This is a genomic window from Flavisolibacter ginsengiterrae DSM 18136, from assembly GCF_059568575.1.
Genome location: NZ_JCANTR010000007.1, coordinates 190,146 through 215,701, shown reverse-complemented (window position 1 = coordinate 215,701; position 25,556 = coordinate 190,146). Strand labels below are relative to the sequence as shown.

17 protein-coding genes are annotated in these 25,556 nt (G+C 41.4%); 1 reads left to right on the top strand and 16 read right to left on the bottom strand.

The genetic code is table 11. From position 1 onward, the window contains the following. Genes BP74_RS09795 through BP74_RS09750 form a run of 10 tightly spaced genes read right to left on the bottom strand, consistent with a single transcriptional unit; the run spans position 1 to position 14,573 of the window. Entirely contained in the window at positions 1–789 is a 789-nt protein-coding gene (locus BP74_RS09795) for a carboxylesterase family protein (RefSeq protein ID WP_496373554.1), read from the bottom strand. A 17-nt stretch (positions 790–806) separates the two neighbouring features. Beyond that, entirely contained in the window at positions 807–1,223 is a 417-nt protein-coding gene (locus tag BP74_RS09790; protein ID WP_496373552.1) for a DoxX family membrane protein, read from the bottom strand. Positions 1,224–1,233: 10 nt separating this feature from the next. Beyond that, a complete protein-coding gene (locus tag BP74_RS09785) occupies positions 1,234–2,058 on the bottom strand; it encodes a phytanoyl-CoA dioxygenase family protein (protein WP_496373550.1) in 825 nt (274 codons plus the stop codon). A gap of 58 nt (positions 2,059–2,116) precedes the next feature. Continuing rightward, the gene (locus BP74_RS09780) at positions 2,117–3,286 is read right to left on the bottom strand and encodes a Gfo/Idh/MocA family protein (RefSeq protein WP_496373548.1); all 1,170 of its coding nucleotides are present in this window, start codon (positions 3,284–3,286) and stop codon (positions 2,117–2,119) included. Between the two features lie 36 nt (positions 3,287–3,322). Next, positions 3,323–4,765, bottom strand: coding sequence for a glucoamylase family protein (locus tag BP74_RS09775; protein ID WP_496373546.1), 1,443 nt, complete (start codon positions 4,763–4,765; stop codon positions 3,323–3,325). A 4-nt stretch (positions 4,766–4,769) separates the two neighbouring features. Continuing rightward, positions 4,770–6,065: an alkaline phosphatase family protein gene (locus BP74_RS09770; protein ID WP_496373544.1), complete on the bottom strand. Its 1,296-nt coding sequence runs from the start codon at positions 6,063–6,065 to the stop codon at positions 4,770–4,772. Between the two features lie 23 nt (positions 6,066–6,088). After that, entirely contained in the window at positions 6,089–8,245 is a 2,157-nt protein-coding gene (locus BP74_RS09765; protein ID WP_496373542.1) for a glucoamylase family protein, read from the bottom strand. 6 nt (positions 8,246–8,251) lie between these two features. Beyond that, positions 8,252–9,589 (bottom strand): glucoamylase family protein, encoded by a 1,338-nt coding sequence (locus BP74_RS09760; protein WP_496373540.1) that lies wholly within the window; start codon positions 9,587–9,589, stop codon positions 8,252–8,254. Between the two features lie 15 nt (positions 9,590–9,604). After that, positions 9,605–11,266 (bottom strand): glucoamylase family protein, encoded by a 1,662-nt coding sequence (locus tag BP74_RS09755; RefSeq protein WP_496373538.1) that lies wholly within the window; start codon positions 11,264–11,266, stop codon positions 9,605–9,607. A gap of 10 nt (positions 11,267–11,276) precedes the next feature. Next, positions 11,277–14,573, bottom strand: a complete 3,297-nt coding sequence (locus BP74_RS09750; RefSeq protein WP_496373536.1) for a VCBS repeat-containing protein — start codon at positions 14,571–14,573, stop codon at positions 11,277–11,279. A 155-nt stretch (positions 14,574–14,728) separates the two neighbouring features. Here BP74_RS09750 and BP74_RS09745 point away from each other — a divergent pair, with 155 nt between their 5' ends. After that, positions 14,729–15,958, top strand: a complete 1,230-nt coding sequence (locus BP74_RS09745) for a multiheme c-type cytochrome (protein WP_496373534.1) — start codon at positions 14,729–14,731, stop codon at positions 15,956–15,958. A 125-nt stretch (positions 15,959–16,083) separates the two neighbouring features. On the opposite strand, the gene BP74_RS09740 is transcribed toward BP74_RS09745, so the two are convergent. From BP74_RS09740 to BP74_RS09715, 6 genes are all read right to left on the bottom strand, one after another. Further along, complete coding sequence (locus tag BP74_RS09740; protein ID WP_496373532.1) at positions 16,084–16,983, bottom strand: LamG domain-containing protein; 900 nt, start codon at positions 16,981–16,983, stop codon at positions 16,084–16,086. A 72-nt stretch (positions 16,984–17,055) separates the two neighbouring features. Then, the gene (locus BP74_RS09735; protein ID WP_496373530.1) at positions 17,056–18,639 is read right to left on the bottom strand and encodes a RagB/SusD family nutrient uptake outer membrane protein; all 1,584 of its coding nucleotides are present in this window, start codon (positions 18,637–18,639) and stop codon (positions 17,056–17,058) included. 18 nt (positions 18,640–18,657) lie between these two features. Then, entirely contained in the window at positions 18,658–22,080 is a 3,423-nt protein-coding gene (locus BP74_RS09730; protein ID WP_496373528.1) for a SusC/RagA family TonB-linked outer membrane protein, read from the bottom strand. Positions 22,081–22,173: 93 nt separating this feature from the next. Further along, the gene (locus tag BP74_RS09725; protein ID WP_496373526.1) at positions 22,174–23,262 is read right to left on the bottom strand and encodes a FecR family protein; all 1,089 of its coding nucleotides are present in this window, start codon (positions 23,260–23,262) and stop codon (positions 22,174–22,176) included. Between the two features lie 63 nt (positions 23,263–23,325). Further along, positions 23,326–23,898, bottom strand: coding sequence for an RNA polymerase sigma-70 factor (locus BP74_RS09720; protein ID WP_496373524.1), 573 nt, complete (start codon positions 23,896–23,898; stop codon positions 23,326–23,328). Positions 23,899–24,054: 156 nt separating this feature from the next. Then, complete coding sequence (locus tag BP74_RS09715) at positions 24,055–25,524, bottom strand: glycoside hydrolase family 30 protein (protein WP_496373522.1); 1,470 nt, start codon at positions 25,522–25,524, stop codon at positions 24,055–24,057. Positions 25,525–25,556: the final 32 nt, after the last annotated feature.

The following is a 25,556-nucleotide window of genomic DNA, read 5'->3' as shown; positions in this document are numbered from 1 at the left end:
TTATTTGTGATGAGAAAACAACCAGGGTAGCAATTCTTTTTCCGCAAAAGCAGCATCCCAGCTATTATGATTGGCATCGGGATACAAAGTTAACCTTACATCTGCACCTGCGGCTTTTAATGCTGCTGTTATGATCTTGCTGTGGATGGGGTCGACTACATTGTCTTTTAATCCATGAAATATCCACCAGGCAGTATTTTTCATTTCGTCTGCAGTAGAAGCATTGGCGCCCCCGCAAATGGCAAAAGCCGCCGCAAAAAGTTTTGGTTTTCTTCTTACCAGTTCAAAAGTTCCCATTCCGCCCATGGAAAGACCGCCAACATACAACCTGTTTTCATCCAGCCGATATTTTTTGGATAGTTGTTTGGTTAAGCCCAGTAATAAAGACATGGCTGATGTAGGGTCTCCATCTTCCTGGAAATTAAAGAATTGTGTTTTTTGTATGGTATCTGAAATGATATTTACATTACTCCAGTAACTGTTGTTGCTGCATTGAGGAAACACCACAATGGCCTTGAATCGTTTCCTGATGGAATCTCTTAAGAAAAACTCCCCTCCATGGATCAATTGTGACTCATTATCTTTCCCCCTTTCTCCTGAGCCATGCAGGAACAGGATCAAAGGATATTTTATTGATGGATCATAGTCAACTGGTAATAGTACCCGGTAGGGCAGGGAGTCTTTCTTTTCAATATAATACTGGTGTTTATACAAAGAAGTATCCTGTGCCATTAAACTAAAAGGTAAGAAAAACAGGATGAATAAAAAGAGCCCTTGTTGTATATGCATTCTTACCCGTTTTGTTTTCATGCTGCCATTTTTTTGTTCCAAAGCAAATGATCAAGGCTATACTTACCGGGCCCCATGAAAAAGAATAACAGCGCCAGCAATACAAACATAAAGGGATGTTGATCTTCGTACCAAATTTTTCCGGTACCAAGGAAGAAGCTAATATAGAACATGGTGCCAGCAATCAGCAATGCCGAGAATCTTGTGAATAATCCTGCCAATAACAAAAGACCACCGGCCAATTCAATGATCTTTCCTGTGTAAACTCTGGTGGCAGCAGAAGCATCTTTAAACTGATCCCATTGCAGGTAGCTATTCATCTTCTGTTCGTCAAATACTTCCCACCCGTGATACATCATAAATCCTCCAACAAACACCCTTATAAAGGCAAGGCCAAAATGTTGCCCGATAGGTGATATTGTAAATAAATTCATAGGTTGTAATTTATTTCAATGCTTCGTCTTTTTCCTTATCAAGGAAATTCGTGCTAAGAGTAGTTACAGAAGGAGTGTTCATCAATGCTTCATCTTCTACCACCTGCAGGGGTATGGTGCTGGATTGTGAAGGTTCGTTGTAGGGTACATTGCTGCTCCTGTTATATACGCTAATCAGAGACCACCGTGGTTTCTCTGAAAGGTTGGCTTCTGACCGGTGCAGCAGGTTGCTATGAAAGAACAAGGCATCTCCTGGTGACAGATCCACATATACATGTTCCATTGTTTTCAGCGCCAGGTCAACATAATGTTGAGAAGCGCCCACCTGTTCACCAGCAAAGCCATGTTCTATGCGACCCATTTTATGCGAGCCCCTGATCACCTGGAGGCATCCATTAGCCTGGTTGGCTTCTGTGATAGCGATCATTACGGACATCATTTGATCGGGAAATAAAAACTCATTCTTATACCAGTATCCATAATCCTGGTGCCATTCCCATGCGCCACCTACCCGCGGTTCTTTTTGCATCAATTTGGAATGAAAATGACATACTGCAGCCGTACCATCCAATAATTGATCGACAGAAGCAACCATTCTCCTGCTTTTGGTGAGTAGGCCATAGGCATCATCTCCGGGCGTGTACCATAAGGTAAGTTTTGTTTTTTTGCCTGACTGGTCATTCAGATCAAATGCATGTTGGCGCATGGTTTCATCACCAGTTGCGATCTTGAATAGTTTATTGGCCTCATCCGTGGTAAGAAAGCCTTTGATAATGATATAACCATCACGATGGTAATCACTGATCTGGCTGCCGGAGATTTGAAAACTTGACATAGCTGGTGTATTAAGGGCTTATAAAATTAAACCTTATTCCCTGTAAGAAACTAGCCAATCAGACCATAGGCCATGGAAATTTGCTTTTTAATTTGATTTTCATACCTGTATCAGACGATTTCCTGGCAGCTTCAATAATTTCCAGCACATGCAAAGCATGTTCTACATTAATGCGGGGTTCTTTTCCGGTTACAATACTTTCAGCGGTTACTCTTCCGCCTTCCTGCCATTCATACCCGCCTTTTTCTGTTTCAAGCAATTGCGCAGGTTCCGTTTCTGAATTGTCAAGAACGACGCCATTGGTTTCCCAATCATAACCTATGAGGCGCATATTTCCTTTATTCCCAAATATCTGAATGGAGTGAAGTTTCTGGTCTTTAGCCTCGTGGCCGTGTGTATCAAAAAAATTAAATCCACACATAACATGACTGATCACCCCTTTGTCATGTTCTAAAAGAAGATGTGCATTATCTTCTGCTTCCACTTTTATTTTTCCTTTGTCGTCCACCGTTCTTTCAGGAGTAATAATGCTTGTCATGGCCATTACCGCCTTTGCTGGCCCCAACAGACCAGTAAGAGTAGCCATATTATACACACCAAGGTCCGGCATACTGCCACCTCCCTTTTCGTAAAAGAAAGCCGACCATCCGGGGCCTGTATGGCCATATTGACCATGTGCACTTGCCAGGCGTCCCAGTTTTCCTGCTTGTATAGTCTTGCTCATAAAAGCAAACTGCGGGCTATTTACCACTGCTGGTGCGCCCCATATCCTCAATTTTTTGGATCTGGCCAGGTCCAGCAAAGCTTTGCCTTCAGCATAGGTGTTGGCCATGGGTTTTTCACTCCACACATGTTTTCCTGCCTGCAATGCTTTTTTATTCAGGTCTCCATGAACCTGCATGTCGGTCAGTGTAACCATCATGTCAAATGGCACACCTTTGAGCATGGCATCAATATGAGGATAGGTAGCCGCATTCACCTTGTATTGCTTATTCTGGGCAAGTGCACGATCATATTTGATATCGCAAAGGCTGACCACTTCAATCAGGGAGGAGGATTGCAATTGGGGCAGGTACCTGTTACTTACACTGCCGCAGCCTATTATTGCCACCCTGATCTTTTTGGCATTGGTTGAGACAGCCCAGCTTTCCAGGGAGGATACCAGTAGTCCAGCACCTGCTAAAGCAGTCATTTTTAAAAATCGTTCTCTTGATATTTTATCTTTCATAAGAGGTAATTTTAAGTGGTGAAATAAGTTCTGCAACTATTTTTCTTTAAACCATTTACTGGTAAATCCCAATTTTTGTAATCCATTCCGGATATCCGATATCTGCATGAAAAGCTTCCAGATCAATCCCGTCCTGTAATTCTCCAGCATCACCACAATAGGTCCCTGGTCAATGGCCAGGTGGCTTTTCGCATACCAGTTATGGTGAATGCTGAAGCCGTCAACAAAACCATACTTGCTCCATATCTTATTTCCTAATACATAATAGAAATACCGTAATGCCTGCATGCTTTCCTTTGGTGTATATGGCATGGAAGAAATGGCTGCTGTTGGTTGTATCACGCCAAAATCATTTTCCGGGCTATGTGCTACATATCCTTTATAACTATCACCGGCCGTTAGTCCCCAGCAGGTTTCACTATAACCTTTATACTTTTTAGGATTTTCAATGCAATAGGCCCTGTTGATAAGGGTGTGATTTTTCCCCTGCATAAAATAGTCATTACCAAGAGAATCCTTTAAGCCATCGGGATCAATACCCTGGAAGGTATATTGTTCAAAGAAAAGGGGTCCACCTTTATCCTTATCATAATTTCCCAGTGGAAGTTTGAATCCATAATATTCCTTTCCGTTTTTAAAGCCGGGACTTCCTACCCAGGATCCATTATACACATCTTTGGAGATGGAATGGTTAGGAGAGGAGGCTGCCATTATATAAGTGATCAGGCATTCATTCCATCCCCACACAGGAAAGTTCATATCAAAGTCGTTATTAGGACTCCAGTGCCAGTACAATTTGTTTTCTCCTTTTGTATGCCAGTTCCAGTTGGCGGCACCCCACATCTGGTTGATACGTTTACGGAGATACACCTCCCTTGGTGTATCATTGTTGAAATATTCCCGTGCACACAAGAATCCCATCAGGAGGTATGATGTTTCAACTATATCAGCTCCATCATCCAAACGATCAAATGGAATCGTTTTCCCAGTCCTTCCATTCATAAAATGCGGATAGATGCCATGGTAGCAATCCGCTTTGATGAGGAAGTCAGCAATTTTTATTAACCGCCTCACTGCTGTATCACGACCTATCCAGCCCCTGCTGACGGCAACCACAGTACTCATGATACCGAATCCTGTTCCACCAATGGCACCTGCATCGGGACCAAAAGGTGTTTTGCTGAAATTGGGTTCACCCCAGGCTTCATTGATATAGTCCCAGTAATGTTCCGCCAGTACCGTATTACTTCTTTCAAGGGCCAGACCACTTACAGGATGTGCTCCATGCCAGAAAAAACGGAAAGTTTGCTTTTGCACAACTTCAAGGAGTTGATCATCGCTCAATCCTTTTATGATACCCACGGGTGGTATCGTATCAGGATCAGCCTTAGCTGCCTGTTTTGTTTTTTGAGCATACAGAGAGCTGCTACAGCATAATATTGCGATGCTTATAAAGGTGATGTAAAACTTACTGTTCATTGCTTCATTTTTTATTGACCACTATCCAACGGTTCAACATGTTATAGGGCATTTCAAGGACTATTTTATAAAAGCCGGATGGATTTTTCATTACATCGATCATTGCCGTTTGCGCGCCAACAGGTATGGTTGCTATCATCTGGTATTTATCCCTGCCACCAGTCTTAAAGGCATTGGTAGTGGCGAGCCAAATCTTGGCTTTCCCTGTTTTATCTATCGCTTTCCAGCTTACCCTGATTTTATTTTTAATGAGGGTAGCCCTGGCATTGGTAGCTGATATTTTACCAGTCAATGGGATACCATCTACTTCCATTAATTGTTCACGGGGTATGTTAATTTGTAGGAAACGGGCCATAGAAGGCATGATATCAACAATAGCTGGTTGTTCTTTTGTAAACCTTTCATTCAATCCCTTTGCATTGGTAACGATCCAGGTGGTGCGTTCTCTTTGACTCTGCCCGCCATGATTGTAACCAGACGAATCCCTGCCATGATCAGTAGTAATATAAAGTTCCCATTCTTCTTTGAAATTTTGCTGGCGATATTGAATAGCCTGCCATATTTTATGGATCTGCTTATCGAGCATCAGGATGGCATTGTCAAGGTAGGAACTATTACCATGTCGATGTCCCATTTCATCTGTGTATTCCAAATATACCCATGTCAGGTCCGGCGCTTTTTGTCTAATGTTTGAAACGGTAGTATCTGTTACCACCTCATCGATAATGTGATAAAAATATCCTGCTGTATCATGTGGAAAGTTGACTGTATCCAGTTCCATACCATCCAGGTGAAAGTCAGGTTCCAGGTTGCCCGCTGCCCTGGCATCACTTCCTACCAATTTGGTCCGGTTGTCCTGCCAGGTTGAAAAAACTGCAGTTTTCTTACCTGGATACTGGTTTTTAAAAAACCTGAAAATATTCCAGTAAGCATAATTAGGTGCTACGATATCATTATCCCATACATTGTGTTTATTGACCCAAGTGCCTGTAAGCAAGCTATTGTAACCTACTGCTGAAATGGTAGGGGTTTCGGAGAACCCACCTTTCTCTCCGCCTACGTATGCACGTGCATACCCTCCAACCTTGCTTATTGCATCCAATGCTGGTGTCGGTAATCTTTCAATTACATCAGCAGGGATGCCATCTGCTATAATGAAGATTACCTTATGTGCCTTTTGTGCAAATAATGGAAAAGAAAAGGCCAGCAACAATGCCAGGTGAAAAATGGCCGCTATTTTTTGTGAACTGTATTTCTTAATCAAAACAAACAATTGTAAAAATGAGATATGATCAGGCATAATGCCATTAATTAGCTATCAGGTTATTTTCTTTTCGCGGTTTCTGTATTCAACTTCTGTAAACCATTTTGTACATCCTTATCACCCATGAATAACTTCCAGATCAACCCGGTCCTGTAATTTTCCATCATCACTACTATAGGTGCCTGGTTCAATCCCATATAGATATCTGAACACCAGTTTTCATTAAGGTCAAAGGCATCCCGAAAACCGTATTCTCCCCACAGGAATTTTCCATAGTTGTAATAGTAATTCTTTAAGGCATTCATGGACTCTTGTGGAGTATAAGGAAATGAAGCCAATGCACCTGTAGGTGCTATCTTGCCTGGGTCACGATTGAATACCGGTTCATCTGCAGAATAATCAAAAGGACCATCGCTGGCTGTAAGGCCCCAACTGCTATCACTATGCCCTTTATAATGATGAGGGTTAGAGATACAATATTGGAGGTTGATCTGCGCTATGTGCTGGTTATTGGTAAAGTAATTGGTGTACCTGTCGGTCAACTGGTGGGGATCGTAACCCATATAAGAGTAATGCGTAAAGAAAAGCGGGCCACCGTTAGAAACACCAACATCCAGCTTAATTCCATAATAGGTGTTACCATTCGTATACATGGATCCTTCCCTTGTTCCTCCCCAGGCACTTCGGTATTGTTGTCCGGTGCTGTCCTGGTTGGCCCAACCTGAGTAATATAAACTGGCGGGTACGGAGTGGGTAGGAGAGGCTATAGCTAAAAGATAGGTTATCATGGTCTCATTCCAGCCGATCAACCTGTGGTTGATGATCCATTCCTGGTCAGGCGACCAATGCCAGTACAGGAATTTACTGTCGGGAAATCTCCTGTACCAATCCCATTCTATTCTTTCCCAAATGGTTGTAATACCTTTTCTTATCTGTTCTTCATCATTATTATTTTCTTTGAAATATGCCCTTGCAGCTATCAACCCTTGTAATAGGAATGATGTTTCAACCAGGTCTCCACCATTATCTCTTCGACCAAAAAAAGGTTCCACTTTTCCGGTATTCCCTGCAATGAAATGAGGAAAAGCGCCATGAAATGTTTCTGCTTTTTCAAGGAAACTCACGATCTTTTTGAAGCGGTCTACCAATTGTTGCCTGTTGATAAATTTCCGTTCTGCACCTACTAAAAGTGCCATAATACCAAACCCGGATGCGCCTGCAGCGATCATGGATTGCCTGCCAGGTATGTTTTCCCTGGCCATTCCACTGTTTTGTTCTGCACCTTCCCAATAGTACCTGAAGCAGGCTTCCTGTACCATGTCCATCAGTTGGTCATCATTCATAGACCTGGTACTGCCGGTAAATGGTTTTGATTGTGTCGTTTCTTTGTAGTCTGAATGTAAAAAGGAGATCCTGTACTGGTAGGATCTTCCAGTTACTCCAACGTAATCTGAATATCTATTAATAAACCTGGTTTGTATGCCAACTGGTTTATACACTTTTCCATTCGCAGACCTATAGATCTTTACATATTTGACATTTGAGTCTGTTAAAGGCATCCAATTGATATCAATATGTTTTGCGTATCCCTTTACAGATTGAATAGCAGGTCTGTCATTTATACTTTTATTATTTATTGAGTCGGTTAGTTCCAGGTCATCCAGGAAAATGCGTTGATTAGTTTCACTATTTCCCTGTTGAGAAAAAACGATCCCAATGATCTGCCTGGGATCGCTTAAAACACCTTTGCCAAATGCTGTTAGCGGTATATTTACCTGCTCCCATTTATTTTGAGACTGCATAGAGATAGCTATCTTTTTTGTCAGGCTACTGTCTTGTAATAAAAGCTGTACATAAGGAAGCGTATGCCTGGAAATACCTGGTTGCCCAAATGCGTGAAAGGAAAGAAACCGGGAAGGATTAAAATGATCCTGGCCTCTGAACTGTGGTTTGAAGATGAAAGCCTTCCAGTTTCCCCCTGGACTGTTTTTATATTCCAATTGCAGGGAGTTGCCTGGAGTAAAAAAATGCATGTCATTGACAGGCAATCGACCGCTTTGAGTTTTTACATAGGACTTGCCTTCTGTAACAACCTTACTATAAAAATAATTACCTGCCATGGCGCTGTTGACAAAGAACTGGTAAGTATATGCTGGTTCCTGGCCTTTGCAGGCAAGCGTAAACAGCAGGCATATTATTACAGTATTAATTCTCAATGAATTCTATTTTGAAGCATTGGGTATTTTTATATGTGGGCTTTCAAATCCTAATTTTTGCAGACCATGCTGTACTTCCGGGCAGCTCATAAACAATTTCCAAAGCAATCCAGTCCTGAAATTTTCAATCATTACAATGATTGGTCCCTGGTCAATGGCCAGTTTAGATTTCGCATACCAGTTCTTTGATTCACTAAAGGCGTCAATAAAACCGTAATCACCCCATATTTTATCTCCCAAATCATTATAAAAATGTTTCAAAGCCTGCATGGAATATTGTGGTGTATAGGGAAATGCTGAAAGTGCAGCCGTTGGGGAGATCACGCCCAGGTCTTCTGTAGGTGAATGTGCAGCATAGCCAACCCAGCTATCACTTGCCGTTAGTCCCCAGCAGTTCTCGCCAAAGCCTTTCCATTTTTTTGGATTATCCATGCAATAAGCCCTGTTGATAAGGGTGTGTGCTTTATTCTGTTCCCAGTAATCTGCATACCGGTCTTTCAAGCCACGGGGATCAAGGCCGAGGAATGAATATTGGCTAAAGAATAATGGTCCGCCATAATCAAAACCAAGGGGTAATTGAATATTGTAAAATAATTTACCATTTTTAAAAAAGTTGCTTTGAGCCCAACCTCTATGGTAAACAGCACTGGATACAGGATAATGCTCGCCAGAGGCTGCCAGAACATATACGATCAGGCATTCATTGAAACCACGAATGGGGAAGTTCATCGCCCAGCCATTATTGGGACTCCAGTGCCAGTATAATACTTCTTCTCCACCTTTAGTAAACCAGTTCCATTCTATATCATTCCACAGCCAGTTAATCCTGTTACGCAAATCTCTTTCAACCTGGTTGTCTGCTGTAAAATATTGCCGTGCACACAATAGACCCTGGAACAGGTACGAGCTTTCTACAAGATCTGCCCCGTCATCTTTGCGGCTAAAGGGAATGGTTTGTCCTGTAGCACCGTTCAACCAGTGGGGAAATACACCATGGTAAGAATTGGCCTTGCTTAAAAAGCTTACAAGTTTCAATAAAAATTTAGCTGCTGTATCTTTTTTAATCCATCCTCTTTCAGCAGCTACAATTACCGACATGATGCCAAACCCACTTCCTCCCGTTGTAACCACTTCGCTGCCATATTCATAAGCAATATTGCTTCTTTCCCTGGCTAATCCACTCACAGGATGCGCAAAATCCCAAAAGTATTTGAATGTCTGCTTTTGCACTAATTCCAGTAGTGCCGTATCAGAAAGATTCTTAGGTCTTTGAAGTGGTACAACTTTCTGAGCCATTGGAATAAAAGGCAGAAAGACTAGTAAGGATACAAGTATTTTTTTCATTCAGCAGTAAAAAAATTATAAGTAAGGAGCTGTAAAACCCAATGTTTTCATTCCATTTTTAACTTCCGGGCAACTCGTGAATAAATTCCAAAGTAAACCCGTTCTGTAATTTTCTATCATCACAATGATTGGTCCCTGGTCAATAGCCAGGTAGGAATTGGCAAACCAGCCATCCTTCAGGCTGAAAGCATCATAAAATCCATAAGGTCCCCACAACTTGTCACCAAGCTTATAGTAAAAGAACCTTAAGGCCTTCATAGATTCCGTAGGTGTGTATGGAAATGAGGATAAGGCAGCTGTTGGTGCTATCACACCCACATCATTGGTTGGCGAACTGGCTGTGTACCCGTTTTGAATATCACTGGCCGTGAGTCCCCAGCATTGGTCACTATATCCGTAATAACCATTTGGGTTAGACTTACAGTATTCGTAATTGATCTTTGTATGATTTACTACCTGGGTATGGTAGTCAGCATAGACATCAGTAAGGTTGTTTGGATTAATTCCTAAAAAAGAATAATGACTAAAAAATAAAGGTCCTCCTTTTTCTGGTCCCAGGGGTAGAACATAACCATAATAGGTTTGGCCGTTTTTCATACCCCCGTTTTGTGCCCAACCATTATCGTAAACAATTTTGGGAATGGAATAGGTTGAAGAAGACGCGGCCAATACATAGGTTATCAGGCATTCATTCCATCCTTTGATCGGCATATTCATATCCCAGGTATAATTCTCACTATAATGCCAATAGAGGGTGTTTTCATTATTTCGGCGAAACCAGTTCCATTGTACGCCATTCCATAAGGTATTGATATCTGATCGTAGTGTAGTTTCATTGGCGTCATTGCCATTAAAATATTGCCTCGCACACAAAAGGCCCTGCATCAGGTAAGAAGTTTCAACCAGGTCAGCTCCATTATCTTTTTGGCTGAAAGGTACTATAGCCCCGGTAGCACCATTCATCCAGTGCGGGAACGCTCCATGAACTTTTTGCGCTGTGTTTTTTAAAAATGATACCATGGTTTGCAGCCTGGTCAGTCCCTCTGTCCTGGTAATAAATCCCCTGTGTATACCTGTTAGTATGGCCATGATGCCAAATCCGGAACCTCCTGATGTAACGATATCCCCGGAAGTATTTCTTTCCCTTGCTAATCCACTTACCGGATGGCCAAAATCCCAGAAGTATTTAAAGCTTTGTTTTTGTACCAGTTCAACCAATGTGGAATCACTGATTTGCGAAAATTTATCAGAAGAATCAATAGTGGTCATGAATGAAATCTCAGTGGCCGCATTCAGGTTGCTCCCCGCAGTGGATTTTAACCCTTTTGATACAGTTATCCTGTATTTTGTTAATGGATCCAAAGGTGTAGTAGGTTTTATAGCAAGAGTGTTATCTGCATTGCTATAAACAACATCATAAGGTACACTGATACCCGAATTCTGGTTGAAAGTTATATTACCGGAAACCGTGCTTTTATTTATCGCGGTGGAGAAATTTAGTTTTACTTCCGGCGTTCTGCTTGCAATATCACCAGTCCACCCATCAACAGTCCAGGATTTCAATGAAAACACGGACGGGGTAGGAGTTGGTGTAGGTTGAGGGTCGGTAGTTGATGATTTACTGCATTGTGTGAAAATGACCACCAACATTATTCCGGTAAAAAGTAATTGTTTCATTGTGTTCAGCTCATTTAGGTTTTGTCAAACCATAAAATAATAAGGGAGCATTATTGCCAGCTACTACTAAAACAGGACCTGCGCCAGTTTTCAGCCATTGAATATCTCTTACCTGTTCTTTCAATCCTGCAATATTTGGTTCGTTGTAATAGTGTACCTGTTCTTTGCCAAAACTAAATAAGGCTAACGCCTGTGCATCATAACGTCCTTCATAAGGAATAACATCAAAAAAGTTGCCACCAGCCAGGTAGCCATTTTTAATAATAGGCAGATTGATCTTTTGAAAGCTAAAAATGGGTGCTAACTGCAATGATGCAGGCAGGTCATTTATTGTGAAGCCCCCAGTGACATCCCCATAACAAATGGCTGATCCAAGCCTTTCTGCTTCCAAAGGCTTGACGGTTTCTGCAAAGCCATAAAAAGCATCCTTCATTGGAAGGCCGGCATAATCAGCATATAAAAGGTAGTGTTTTTTCAATACAGGCAAAGCCTTTTCCATCTCGTCTTTGGCAAGAAATGGATATTCTATACCATTTTTTGTATAAGATAATAGCTGGTCGGTTTGACCATTTTTATCGAAATCAGCTACATACAATTTTACCGGGCTGTTTTTCCCATCTTCAAACTTGTTATTCCATCCCCAATTACCAGCAAGGATGTCTGTTTTACCATCACCATTCACGTCATCTGCAAACAAAGTTTGCCACCAACCAGTAGAGTGGGGTATTACACTTTTTACAAACTTTCCATTTTTATTGGTAAATACAGTTATAGGCATCCATTCTCCCGCAACTATGAGGTCACTCCACCCATCACGATTGATATCAGTGAAGCTGGCAGTTGTGACCATCCCGATATTCAGCAAATTCATGATGCCATCATCAGCTACTTTAAAATTGCCCATTCCATCATTTAAAAGGAGTTCTGATGTTTGAGGTACACCATAAGCTTTTGGGTTTGCCAGGTTACCTACAAACAGGTCCATATCCCCATCATGATCAATGTCTGCTGCACTGACGCATGATTTATTCTGGAATAACAGGGGCAGAGCATTTGCAGACCGTGTAAAATGACCTTTACCATCGTTAATGTATAACCGGTCCAGTAATGCAGGATCATTACCTGCATATTCATTACCCCCGCTTACGACGTAGAGGTCCGGCTTTTTATCACCATTGGCATCAAAAAACAGGGCATCCACATCCTCACTTGCTGCATCCTGTTTAAATACTGCTGTATCACTTGCTATGAATGATCCACCAGGTCTTTGTAAGAGCAATGTTCCGGGTTGTCCTTTTGCGCCACAGGCAAACATATCATCAAGGCCATCGCCATTCACATCGGCCACTGCTATCTTAGGGCCCCGGGTAGATTCTGCATGGGGAATCAGGTATTGTACATTATAATCCTCAAACTCATTTTCCTTATGTTGCCAGGTTGAAACCAGTCCTGTAACAGGAAACAAATAGGAAGGGGGGGGAGGGAAAAAGTTATTGTATTCAAAATGACCAGAAGCTTCTTTTTGCTGAACCCGCAGAAGCTGATCAGGTTTTATTTTCTTAATCACCTGCCATTTCTGATCAGGCCAAACTAGCAGTATGCTATCTATTATCGTGGTCGAATCAAGACCGAAGTGCAACCTGGTGTCCGAACTGGATTGAAAGCCACGGGTAGGCATTAATTGCTGGTATTGCATTTTGCCATTGGCAAAAACATAGGCCTTGGCGCCTACACCCATCTTATTCAATCCTTCTCCTTGTAAGGACAGGGAAATGTAGTTCTTCCGTGGTGCCATATTTTTCAAAATCACGGCAGGGGCATCAATGCAATTCATTACCAGGTCCAAGTTCCCATCATTGTCAAGATCGGCATAGGAGGCACCATTATAATAACCTTTCATTTTGCCCGTTCCCCAGTCATCACTCACATCTTTGAAATAGTTCTGTCCATCTCCTTTAAACAAAAAAGGATGTGAGCTCCCGTCAGGCATTTTTTCCAGGGCCATGTCATCATACTTGTCAGAAGTATTTAGTGCTTTATGCATGTACAGGTTGGAAACAAACTTCACATAGTCCAGGTCAACCGGTCTTTTGACGATGCCGCTTGATATGAAGAGATCCTTTGATCCATCATTATCAAAATCTGCAAATAGGGGACACCAGCTCCAGTCTGTGGCTGACATGCCACTTAAGAGTGCTGTTTCGCTAAAACTTGATCCATTCCCGTTGTTTCGTTGCAAACAATTCTTTGAATACTGGTATTGGTAACCGTTACGAACGATCTTCAACTTGTAGATATCAGCATTTTCATCACTTCCATAGGTTTTTAAAACCTTTTCATCATTTGGTAACATATCTACAGTTACCAGGTCAGGTTGTCCATCGTTGTTATAGTCAGCAATATCATTGCCCATGCTGAACCTTGAATAATGGTTGAAGACCTTTGCACCACTTTCGGTAAAACTGCCATTGCCATTATTGATATAGTAATAATCGTTTTCGTGAAAATCATTGCCTATATATATATCATCCCACCCGTCATTATTCATATCCGCAACGGCTATTCCCAGGCCATATCCAAGACTGCTTTGGTAAATGCCTGCGCTGGCTGAAACTTCTGTGAACTTTCCGGCAGGGGTATTCCTGTCATTACGATACAGCCTGTCACCGGCATATTTGTCAAACTTCCTTCTATTAATAGTATCTACAATATTCTGGTTTGGCTGGTGCGATTGGTTCAAAAGATAACAATCCAAATCGCCATCGTGGTCATAGTCAAAGAAAGCTGCCTGCGTGGTAAAACCTGAAAAATCTAAACCGTAGCTGGCGGCGCTTTCCGTAAAACTTCCATTGCCATTATTAATAAATAATTCGTTTCGCCCCTTGAGACCATGGTGATTGGCAACTGCTGAAACATAAATATCCAGATAACCGTCGCCATTTACATCTGCCATGGTTACGCCGCTGCACCAGTCCGAAGTACCTGCCACCCCCGCCTTATCTGTAATATCTTCAAATTGGAAATTCCCTTTATTGAGATAGAGCTTATTATGGCCTTTACTGTTAGCAGTAAAATAAATATCAGGCAAGCCGTCATTATTGATGTCACCGGTTGCTACTCCACCTCCATTGTAATAATAGAGATAATACAAAATGCTAAACAAATCGCGTTTCTCAAGGTTGTTGGCAAAATGAACATTAGTTTTAGAAGGAGTAAGGCTTGTAAATAAAGTATTTTTTTTGCCGCAGGAAACTAGTAATAAAATACAGGCAATACATGTTGTAAAGGAGAGGCCTTTCAAAGGCATAATAAAATTTTTTATACGTCCGGAATTAGCAAACAAAAGATACACGATATTTTATCAATGGCACCGAAGGCTTTGGAGCTTACGGATTATAACATTAGCTTGTAAATTTACTTAAGAATATTATGGCAACCTATCCTTTTACTTTTAAAAGACTTATGAGATATCCCCGTACTGCTATCATAGTAGGAACTATGGTAACCAGTGTTGTCCTGATCACAAATTGCACAGGGAAAAAGGATGAATCGCCAACTGTTATTCAAAATACCTCCGGCGAAAAATTTGCCGGTTCCGCGTCCTGCGCAGGATGTCATAAAGACATTTATGATAAACATATAAAGACAGCACATTATTTAACCACCCGGCCTGCAACCGCCGAATTTATCAGGGGTAGTTTTGAGACAGGAAAGAATGCCTATTATTTCAATGCTAGTGTCGTAGTAGCCATGGAAAAAAGGAATGATGGGTTTTACCAGGTGGAATATTATAGGGACCAGCAAAAAAAAGCCAAACGTTTTGATATGGTTGTTGGCTCGGGCACCATGGGACAAAGCTTTTTATATTGGTCGGATCATAAATTGTTTCAATTACCCATTACCTACTTTACTGCGGCTGATACATGGTCCAATAGCCCCGGATTTCCGGATAAGGTCGTGTTCAACCGGGTTATTACTTCCCGTTGTTTGGAGTGTCATGCTACATTTGCCAAAACGATATCTGAACCTGGGGTGGAACCCGAACAATTTGATTCTTCAAGGATGATATTGGGCGTTGATTGCGAAAAATGCCATGGACCAGCAGCTCAACATGTGGACTTTCAATCGTCGCACCCAAATGAAAAGAAAGCCCAATTCATTATTAATCCAATTGCATTAACCAGGCAGCAAAACCTTGACCTTTGTGCTTCCTGTCATGGTGGACGGCTTCAAAAAACACAACCTTCCTTTAGTTTTAAGGTAGGAGATAGGTTGTCAGATTTTTACCAGGTTGATACCTCAGCGCCCAAACCTGAGAATATCGATGTGCATGGAAACCAGTATGGGTTGATGCGCGCAAGCAAATGTTTTAGAATGACCCAGACACTTACCTGTAATACCTGTCACAATACACACCAAAAGGAAAAAGGTCAAACAGCATTATTCTCGCAACGGTGTATGGACTGTCATAATAAGGATCATGGAACTACCTGCAAACTTACAAAGACCATTGGTCCAAATATTACCTCTAATTGTATCGATTGCCATATGCCATTGCAACCTTCCAAAGCTATTGCGGTAAGATTACAAGGCGAAGAGCAGCCGGTTGCAGCAATGATACGGTCCCATTATGTCAGTATCTATCCTGATGAAACAAAAAAATTGCTGTCTGCTTTCAAGAACAAAAAGTAAGAGCAAAATAATAAGGGAAAAAAGCTCTGTAGAATGTGGGTTAACCCGTAAGTTTTTAAAAGTATTCAATAAAAAAAGGCTGTCATTGTTGGTATCAACAATGACAGCCTTAGTGTTACAATAGATTATTTTTTAGTAGTAAACAGATCCAGGATCTCGGCATCAGAAAGTGCCCTGTTATATATCCTGAATTGATCTAATGCTCCATTGAAAGATCTTGCCCAACCTTCAGGTCCATGATTGGTCAAACTAGGATCGGTTTGAAACTGGTAAGTTCCCAGTACCATACCATTAAAATCTTTGAACTTTAATTTCCCGTAAGGCTTGCTGCCGTCAGTTAAAGCTTTATTATGGATAGAAGTGGGTTGCCCATTGGCAAATATGCTGAATTGAGATGTAGCAGCATTATAAGTAACGGCTATATGAGACCATTTATTTAAAACTCCAGGAATTTTCACTTCATTCCATTGTTCTCCGTTTCCGCTGCTAACAGAAGCATTGAACATATGAACTTTCAGGAATGCCTCAGATGGATCAGCTGCATTGTCATCGTTTTCCAGGAATAAATCCAGGTTGCCCCAGAATTCATTTTTGTTGGAAATAGAGAACAATCCCTGGGCTCCATCTTTTACTGGCCCAACACCGTTCATCCAGAATGAAAGGGTATAACTGCCTAAGTTTTTAAGCGTATCCGCAGGTAAACCTTTATAACCATTTTGGTAGACAACCGTATCCCCTGTTGCTTTAAGCAAGATGTATCCACCAGACCCAATTTTGGCAGCTTGACCGTTGATGCCTGCAACGTAGGTTACATTTTTTTGAGTTGCGGTCAATTTGTTTTCTCCTGCGTCTGTCAGGTTATTTTCGAAAGACCAAAAACTTTTAAGATCAGAATAGGGAGGAGGCGGAGGGTCTAAAATTAATTCTTTCAGTTCAGGCCTTTGCATTTTCTGGCAGGCAGAAAATGCTAAACCAACCAACACCACCCCTAAAGCCCTTTTAGCTATTTTAAGTGTCAAATTCATAATACAATCTTTTATTGAATTAAAATATCAGGGAATGCTTATACAATGAGCTGTATAAGCATTCCCAATTTTTTACGGCCATTCAGGGTTTTGTTTTAATACTCCACCAGAAAGGTCAATTGCCTTTTGAGGTATGGGGTAGAATCTTGCACGATGCGTATAACCCAATGGGCCAAGAACGGCATCTGCATCACCCCAACGCACCAGGTCATAGAAGCGGTATCCTTCCATAGCAAATTCCCAACGCCTTTCATCCTTAATAGCCTGGCGCATTTGTGCCTGGTTAACAAAGTCGATCTTTGGTACAATAGTACGAGAAGGACCCTTATTGCCACTTGCCCTGTTTCGAATCAATTCCAGGTTTTCAGCTGCAGCTGCTCCATTTCCCAGTTCATTATCTGCTTCTGCCAACATCAGGATAACATCTGCATAGCGTAAAATGCGGTGATTGATCCACCGGGCAGCACCACTGGCGTTAATATAACCAGTTGATTGCCGTATGGATGGGTCATTTCCAGTATACAGTTTTTTATTCCAGTATTTCTGTGCCAAACCTCCGGTTCCTGCAGGATTGGAAAAAGCAGGAACAGTAGCACCAAATCCACCCAGGTCTCGGCCACCATCACTTTGGCCGGAAAATAGAATGGTCTGTTGTTTTCGTGGATCATCAGTTGGCCAGTCGCTTACCAATTTATCTGTGGGTGTATTCCATCCCCAACCAAGGTTCCATTCGATTGGCCCACCATTACGGCGAACCTGTTGACTGGTTCCCCAATCAGATCCGAAATCTACTGCAGAATTGGTAGCAGCTCCGGGTCCAACATAGGCCTGCATTTCAAATATGGATTCAGGTCCGTTTTCTCCCTCAGTTCTCCAGATGTCTGAAAAATTGGGCATCAGGGAATACTGGTTGGAAGCCTTTACTTCAGTGCAAAGGGCGGCTACCCTGGCCCAGTTTTGGCGGAATAAATAGGTCTGCGCCCATAAAGTATTGGCTGCACCCTTAGTTAAACGGCCATCATATCCGGCACCATATTCAGAGGATGATAATGGTAATAAACTAACGGCTGCCTGCAAGTTGGAATCTATGAATTCATAGATCCTGGAAGCAGGTGATTTAGGGACAATACCCTGTGCCGCTGACTTTATCTTGAAGTTGATCAATGGAACATCTCCATAAGTTTTTACCAGTTCAAAGTAAGAATAGGCCCTGAAGAAACAAGCCTCTCCCACATTTCTTAAGGAGGCTGCATCGGTAACTTTTAAGGAGTCAATCGCAGTGTATAATGCTTCATTCGCCAGGTTGATCATGGCATAGTGGTCATTCCAATAGGTATTGGGGGCCCAATCATCCTTGGTGTACTGATAGGTATCAAATTCTGTGATCACTTCATTACCATCCGTATTATCACTGCCTTTTTGGGCATCATCATCACGAATACTGTGAAAATCGATCCATGGAAGCAGAGAAAAGCCTGCCAGCGTTCTGAGGTTGGAATACATGCCCAGCACCTGTCCTTCCAAAGCTCCCTGGTTAAAATCCTGCAAAGTCGCTGTCAGCGGCTTACGATCCAGGAACTTTTTACATCCGGCTACTGCTATTAACATTGGAATAGCAGCCAACAAACTCCAGAATATTATTTTATTTTTTTTCATGCAATTAGAATTAGAATTTTAAAAAGTAACATTCAGACCAATAGTTCCAACCATTGGTAAAGCACCGCCAGCATTGTCAAAGCCAAAACCTGTTGCGTCTCCACCATATTCTGCAGTGTATCCATTATTATGCTTGAAGGTCTTTAAGTTTTGAACGTTAGCATAAATTCGCAGGTTGGTCATTTTTAACCTCGAAATTGTACTTCTCCCAAAACTATAGCCCAGCTGAACATTACGGATACGGAAGTAACTACCATCTTCAATATTGTAAGTTGATCCATTATAATTGAAACGATCTGCCTGGCTAACTAATGGTACCCAGTTTGATGTACCTGGTCCGTGCCATGCATCGATCTGGAACGCTGCATAATTTACTCTCTGGAAAGGTGATTCCAATGATCCCCATGTTCTGAAGATCTCGTTTCCATAAACGCCATTTACATCAATTCCAAGACTTAAACCTTTGTAATTGAAATTAACTGAGGCGCCATAGGTGAAATCCGGTGTAGGATTACCAATTACGGTACGATCGTCAGAGGTGATCTTGCCATCGCCATTCACATCTTTAAATTTGAAATCTCCAGGTCTATGTGCACCTAATGAAGAGGCGTCAGGTGATTTCTGGATGTCTGCATTGCTTTGGTAGATACCATCAACAACATAACCAAAGAATGAACCTATGGGGAATCCAGGTAATGTTCTGGCTTCTGCACTTCCGTTATTCTGAAATCCCCTGATCAATACGCCAGTTGGGATATCTTCAGCAAGGCTGATCACTTTATTTTTCAGGAAAGTGATATTTCCACCCAAAGTAACATTGAAATCTTTAGAAACATTTTGGTTCCAGTTAGCAGTTAATTCTTCACCCCAGTTCCTGATCTTGCCACCATTTACCAATTCATCTGGCTGTCCAATAGTGGACCTGCTCACATAGGTCATCAAATTATTGGTAGTCCTGGTGAAATAATTGGCTTCAAAATGCAAACGGTTTTGGAAAGCGTTCAATTCAAATCCTATCTCTTTGGCATTTACAGTTTCCCATTTCAAATCTGGGTTTGGAATATAGGCAGGATCAGCTGCGGCATGCATCACGGTTCCAAAATTAGCAGCAGTACCTGTTCTGAGATTGGGATAAAATGGGTAGTTCAATGTACTACCATCCAATGTAGATGCTGATTGGTTTCCTAAAACACCCATAGATCCCTTTATTTTCAAAAAGTCGAAGAACCGCTGATCTGCCATAAAGCTTTCTTTGGTCAAATCCCATGCGGCGCCAATGGCCCAAAATTGCTGGTGGCGATTCTTTTCAGGAATCCTGGAAGAAGCATCATCCCTGAAAGATCCATTCAGGAAATACCTGTTCTGGTAGTTATACAGTACCCTTGCCAGGTAGGAAACAGTGGTGTATTCACTTTGGCCTGAACTTGAAGAAGTGCTTCCGGAGTTCTCAAAACCATTAGTAACATACCAGAATCTTGGATCATTAGGAATAGGGGCTGCATTTTGGTCAGGTTGGCTTGAACTTGCATAGCGGTTGAAATTTCCAAAATAATAAGTTGTAAAACCACCGGTAGCTGTAATTCCATGCGCGCCTATATTCTTTTTAAAGGTCAATAAATGATCCTGTTGGAATTTTCTCCAGTTCTGATCACTTTCACTTACACCAGTTGTTTGGCTGTATAATTCCACTTCATTTGTTCTTGGATTATAGCCATAATACCTTGGTGTATAAGTGCGCCTGTTTGCTGTACTCATGTCAGCATAGAAAGTCGATCTCCAAATGAAATTTTTCAGGAAGCTCACTTCACCGAATACACTTCCTACAGATCGGTATTCCACACCCTTTGTTTTATCCCAGGTATTTTCAACCTGCAACAGGGGATTGATTACTCCTGAATTTTGCAGGCCTACATCAAGCAATGAATATAAATTCTGGGTGATGGTGTCTCCACCATAAGGGTTTCTAACTTTAAATGATTTGGTGCCAGCTGATACCTGAGGCATCACCTTCCTGGCTGCATCTAATACCCAGGTTGCATCATAAGGATTATTCTGCCTTGTAGCATTCAGGTTTACACCAATTTTGAAGACATTACTGATCTTGAATTCATCACCTAAGGAAAGCACCAGGCGATCCAGTTTTTCATGAACGATCAAGCCTTCATCATATATATAGCCTAAACCAAAATTGAATTTATTCCTGTCTGATCCTCCGGAAATGCTCAAATTATTGTTACTGAACTTTCCTGTCCTTGTTACTGCATCAATCCAATTGGTATTGGCATTTAAAGGACCATAGTCAAATGGATCAACAACACCATTATTCAGGTTTTCCTGTGCGAACAGTGTTTTAAATTGTTCAGCATCGGCCATTTTTATCTTGTCAACAAGCTTCTTAAAGCCATAATTAGTATTAAAATTGACAACTACCTGGCCAGCTCTTGCTTTTTTCGTGGTAATAGCAATGACTCCAGTGGCGCCTCTTACTCCAAAGATCGCAAGAGAAGAAGGATCTTTCAACACTTCAATGGACTCAATGTCATTTGGATTCAGATAGTCAATATTATCCTGTAAGATACCATCTACCACATACAGTGGGTGCACCTGCCCGATACTTATTGTACCACGGATACGTATATCCGGAGCTTGTCCAGGTGTACCAGAGTTAACAACTGATAAACCTGCTACTTTACCCTGTAAAGATGAAATAGGGTTGGAATTAGGTTTGTCAGCTACATCCTTTCCTGAAATCTTAACTATTGAACCTGTAAGGTCTCTTTTGCTGGCTGTACCGTATCCAATTACCACAATTTCATCAAGGGCATTTCTTGAAGAATTGAGTGAAACATTGATCGTTGTTCTGCCGTTGATGGCTTCTTCTACAGCATCATAGCCCACAGAAGAAAATACCAGGGTAGAGCTATTGTCAGGCACACTTAATGAATAGTTACCACCTGCATCAGATACAGTTCCAACAGTAGTCCCTTTTACAGAAATGGATACACCAGCCAGGCCTTCACCATTCTGTCCCGTAACCTTTCCGGTAATTCTTATATCCTGAACTTCTATTTTTACTCCGTTTGCAGAAGGTTTTAATACAATAAGATTATTGTCCATGATCTTGTAACCAATTCCCATTCCGTCGAAAATGGTATTTAAAACGGCTGGTACCTCGGCATCCTTTACATGTACATCTACCTTTTTATTATCAATAAGTGCCTGGTTGTACAAGAATCGATAAGTCGTTTTCTTCTGGATCTCTGTCAGCACTTTTTTCAGATCTGCAGATTGCAGATTTAAAGTCACCTTGTCAGGGGTAAAGCCTCCAGCTGATACATGCAGGCTGAAAAACAGCATAAATGCACACATCATTTTCATAATCCGGCCCATGTTTGAAAGGTTGGGATGTTGTAGATAAGTCGTGTGTCTCTTTTTTTTCATACTATGTCATTATAAGTGATAAGTTAATTGTTGATCTTCCTTCCTTGTAATTCATTGTCCATTAAGATGTATTGTCCTTCATAAGCAGTCAGTTTAGCGTGTTATCAGTATTGTATTCTCATTTATAGTATAGTTAAAAGGTGCTGCTATCCGCAATGCATCCAGCGCCTGCCTGATATTTTCATTTTCAAATGTTCCTCCCAACCGAATCTGGGCTAGTTGTTCATCCTTTATATTGATCCGGATATTATACCATTTTTCCATTCTCTTGGCTACTTCTTCAAAACTTTCATCCTGGAAGACCAGTTTGTTATCCACCCATGAAGTTTCAACTATCGTGTTATCAGGAGTATGGGTCAGCGAGCTTAATATAACCTTGGGTTCTGTCTTTTGTAAAGGCTCCTGCTTTTGTTCTTCCGGTTCATTGGCAATGACCAGCTTTTCATTAGGCTTTAATATGAATATCTCGCCAGGTCTTTTATCGTGAGTTACTTCCACACGGCCCCTGATAAGGCTGGTCTCCGTTTTTTTCTCATCCGGATAAGACCTTACATTAAAAGCTGTTCCCAGCACCTTAATATGAAGGCCATTGGCCATAATGGTAAAAGGGATCGAACTCTTTTTTACATCAAAATAAGCTTCCCCGGTTAGTGTAGTGTTGCGATTGGTAATCCCAAAATGTTCATTGTAGGTCAACTTGCTGCCCGCATTTAGCCATACAACAGAACTGTCAGGAAGAACCATTCTTGTTTTAGATCCAAATCGGGTTGAAACCTCGCTAAAGGCTTTTTCCTGGGAAGAAACAGTTGAAGAGGGGGATGTATAAAACCGGGTCCAGAGCACAACAGCCATTATACATATTGCTGTCAGTGCTAATGCCCAGATTTTTTTATAAGATCTACTGTGTAAACCAGGTGAAGAGAAGGGAGTGGGGAGAGGTTCAGTATGATCAATGTAGACTCCATTCTTTTTTAAATTGTCAAGATGAAGTTCAAAAGCTATCTCTGAATCATACGAGTTGGAATCCTCTGCCTTTGATTTCCAGATATTTTCAATAAACTCAGTGGAATAATGCCATTCAGGATGAGATTTTACAAGACTTTCCAGTTCCTGTAATTCTTCCACCCCGGCATCTCCGGCCAGTTTTTTGGCAAGCAGGTTCCAATATCTGTTCTCAGTCATTAGCAGGCAGTGTAAGCAATAGACAATAAATATCCCTTTTACCCCTAAGGGCCAGGGCTTTTTTTAATTCAATGATGTTCTCGATACCTCCAGCTGGATAGATTCACCGATCTTCCGTAAGGCAATGGTCATTTGATTTTCCACAGTTTTCTGTGAAAGGTTAAGCAACTGGGCCACTTCCTTATATTTTAATCCATCTTCCTTTATTAACTTAAAGATCAACTTGCACTTAGGTGGTAATGCATTGATAGCCAGGTTCAGACGCTTATGCATTTCTGATGTGATCATTAATTGCTCTGGGTCCAGGTAGATACTTTTTAATTCCACATCGGTATCGTCAATAGAAAATGACCTGTTTCTTTTTAACCTGGTGAGACAGTTAATAGATTGGTTCTTAGTGATAATATATATGTATAAATGAAAATTTTCTACCCTTGAAAGTGTAGAACGGGTATTCCAGATCTTTAGAAATACATCGGATACTACTTCTTCTGCGGCCTCTTTTGATTTGGTGATCAGGGATGAAAAACGGATCAATTTTAAATGATAGATGGAAAATAGTTCCTTATAGGCGAGGGCATCGTCATAAAGGGCAATCCTGTTTAGCAGTTTTTCCAGCAGTGTAGTACCAATCATGTATAGCAGTCGATACCCAAATCTATGTTAAAAAAACCAAAGAAGTCTTTAAGATTTTGTTTTAAATCAAAAAAAACAGGGTTTGCCCTATTCCAGGCAAACCCTTCTATATTATTAAAAATCAATGTGTAATATTAATACAATATAACTATTCCCTTAAAAAACGAGGGTCATTATGGAGTGAGCCAGGCTTTTGGTTTCAGCTGCCTTTCCACCCATCCACAAATGAAATGGCATATCCTTGCTGGTATTGTTCATCACAACTACGGCTATTTTTCCATCAGGATTGATAAAGGCTGTAGTAAGAAGAGGGCTCCGGCTGGAAGCGCTTTCAATGCGCCTGGCACCAGGGCGGACAAACTTTGAAAAATGTCCGATATAATAATAGGAATTGGTATAGATCAGCTGTCCTGTTTTGGAATCAGCATGAATAGGCGCAAAGCAGAAGTTGCCCACATGGTTAGGCCCGCCTTTTTCATCCAGTAATACATTCCAGTCTGTCCAGCCAACAGTATTATTATTAAAATCATTGATCATGGAACGCCCATACCGCTCTCCAAGGCTCCAATCTTTTAACCTGGCAGCTGTGAATTTATCATTACATCCTTCCGTAAAAAGCAGGTTCTTGCCAGGGAAGCTTTCAGATACCTTTTTGACATTTTCAAAAACCTGGTCGCCGCCACTCCAGTCTTCGTACCAATGGAAACCTATTCCCCAGGCGTATTTTGCTGCAGCCGGATCATTTAATAAGGTACTGGCGCGCTGGTAGATCAAATCGCGGTTATGATCCCAGGCAATGATCTTTTTACTGCTTAGTCCTGCTTTGGCTAAAGTAGGACCCAGGTTATTTTTTAAGAAGTTGGTTTCTTCTTCTGCAGTGAATTTGCAGGATTCCCAGGTTTGCTTGGCCATTGGCTCATTTTGAATGGTAACACCCCATACCGGGATGCCTTCTTTCTCATAGGCGTTGATGAATTTTACAAAATAGTTAGCCCAGGGCTGGTAAAAATCTGGTTTCAGGCTGCCACCATGAAGCATGTCGTTGTTGTCTTTCATAAAAGCAGGCGGACTCCAGGGGGAGGCATATAAGGTCAATTTACCACCCGCCGCTGCTATGGCCTGTTTGATAAATGGAATCCTGAACTTTTTATCGTGATCAATATTGAATGATTTTAGGTCCCTGTCGCCTTCCGTGATATATGTATAACTGCCACTTGAAAAATCGCAGCTATGAATATTGGTCCTTGCCAAAGTATAACCTATGCCAGAAGTAGGGCTATAGTAAGCCTTTAAAAATTCCTGTTGTTTTTCTTTCGAAAGCAAGGCAAATGTTTCTGCAGATGCATCAGTAAGTGCTCCGCCAATTCCCAGGATAGTCTGAAAGGTTTTAGATGGATCAATAAAAACGCAGGGTTGAGTTTCCATGGGTTGTCCAAAATCTGAAAATTGCAGGGTATCTGTTGGAGTCAGCCGGTAATTGGCTGTATCTGCAGTGGTATAAACCACAATAGATTTTCCCACAGGGGATTTAGTGGGAATAGTTGTATTGGATGAAAGCACTTTTGCTTTCTTTTCCGAACAGGCAAATAGCGTAACAACAGATGCTGCCAATAAGATTTGTTTCATTATACTTTGTTTAGACGTAATAAGTAGGACAT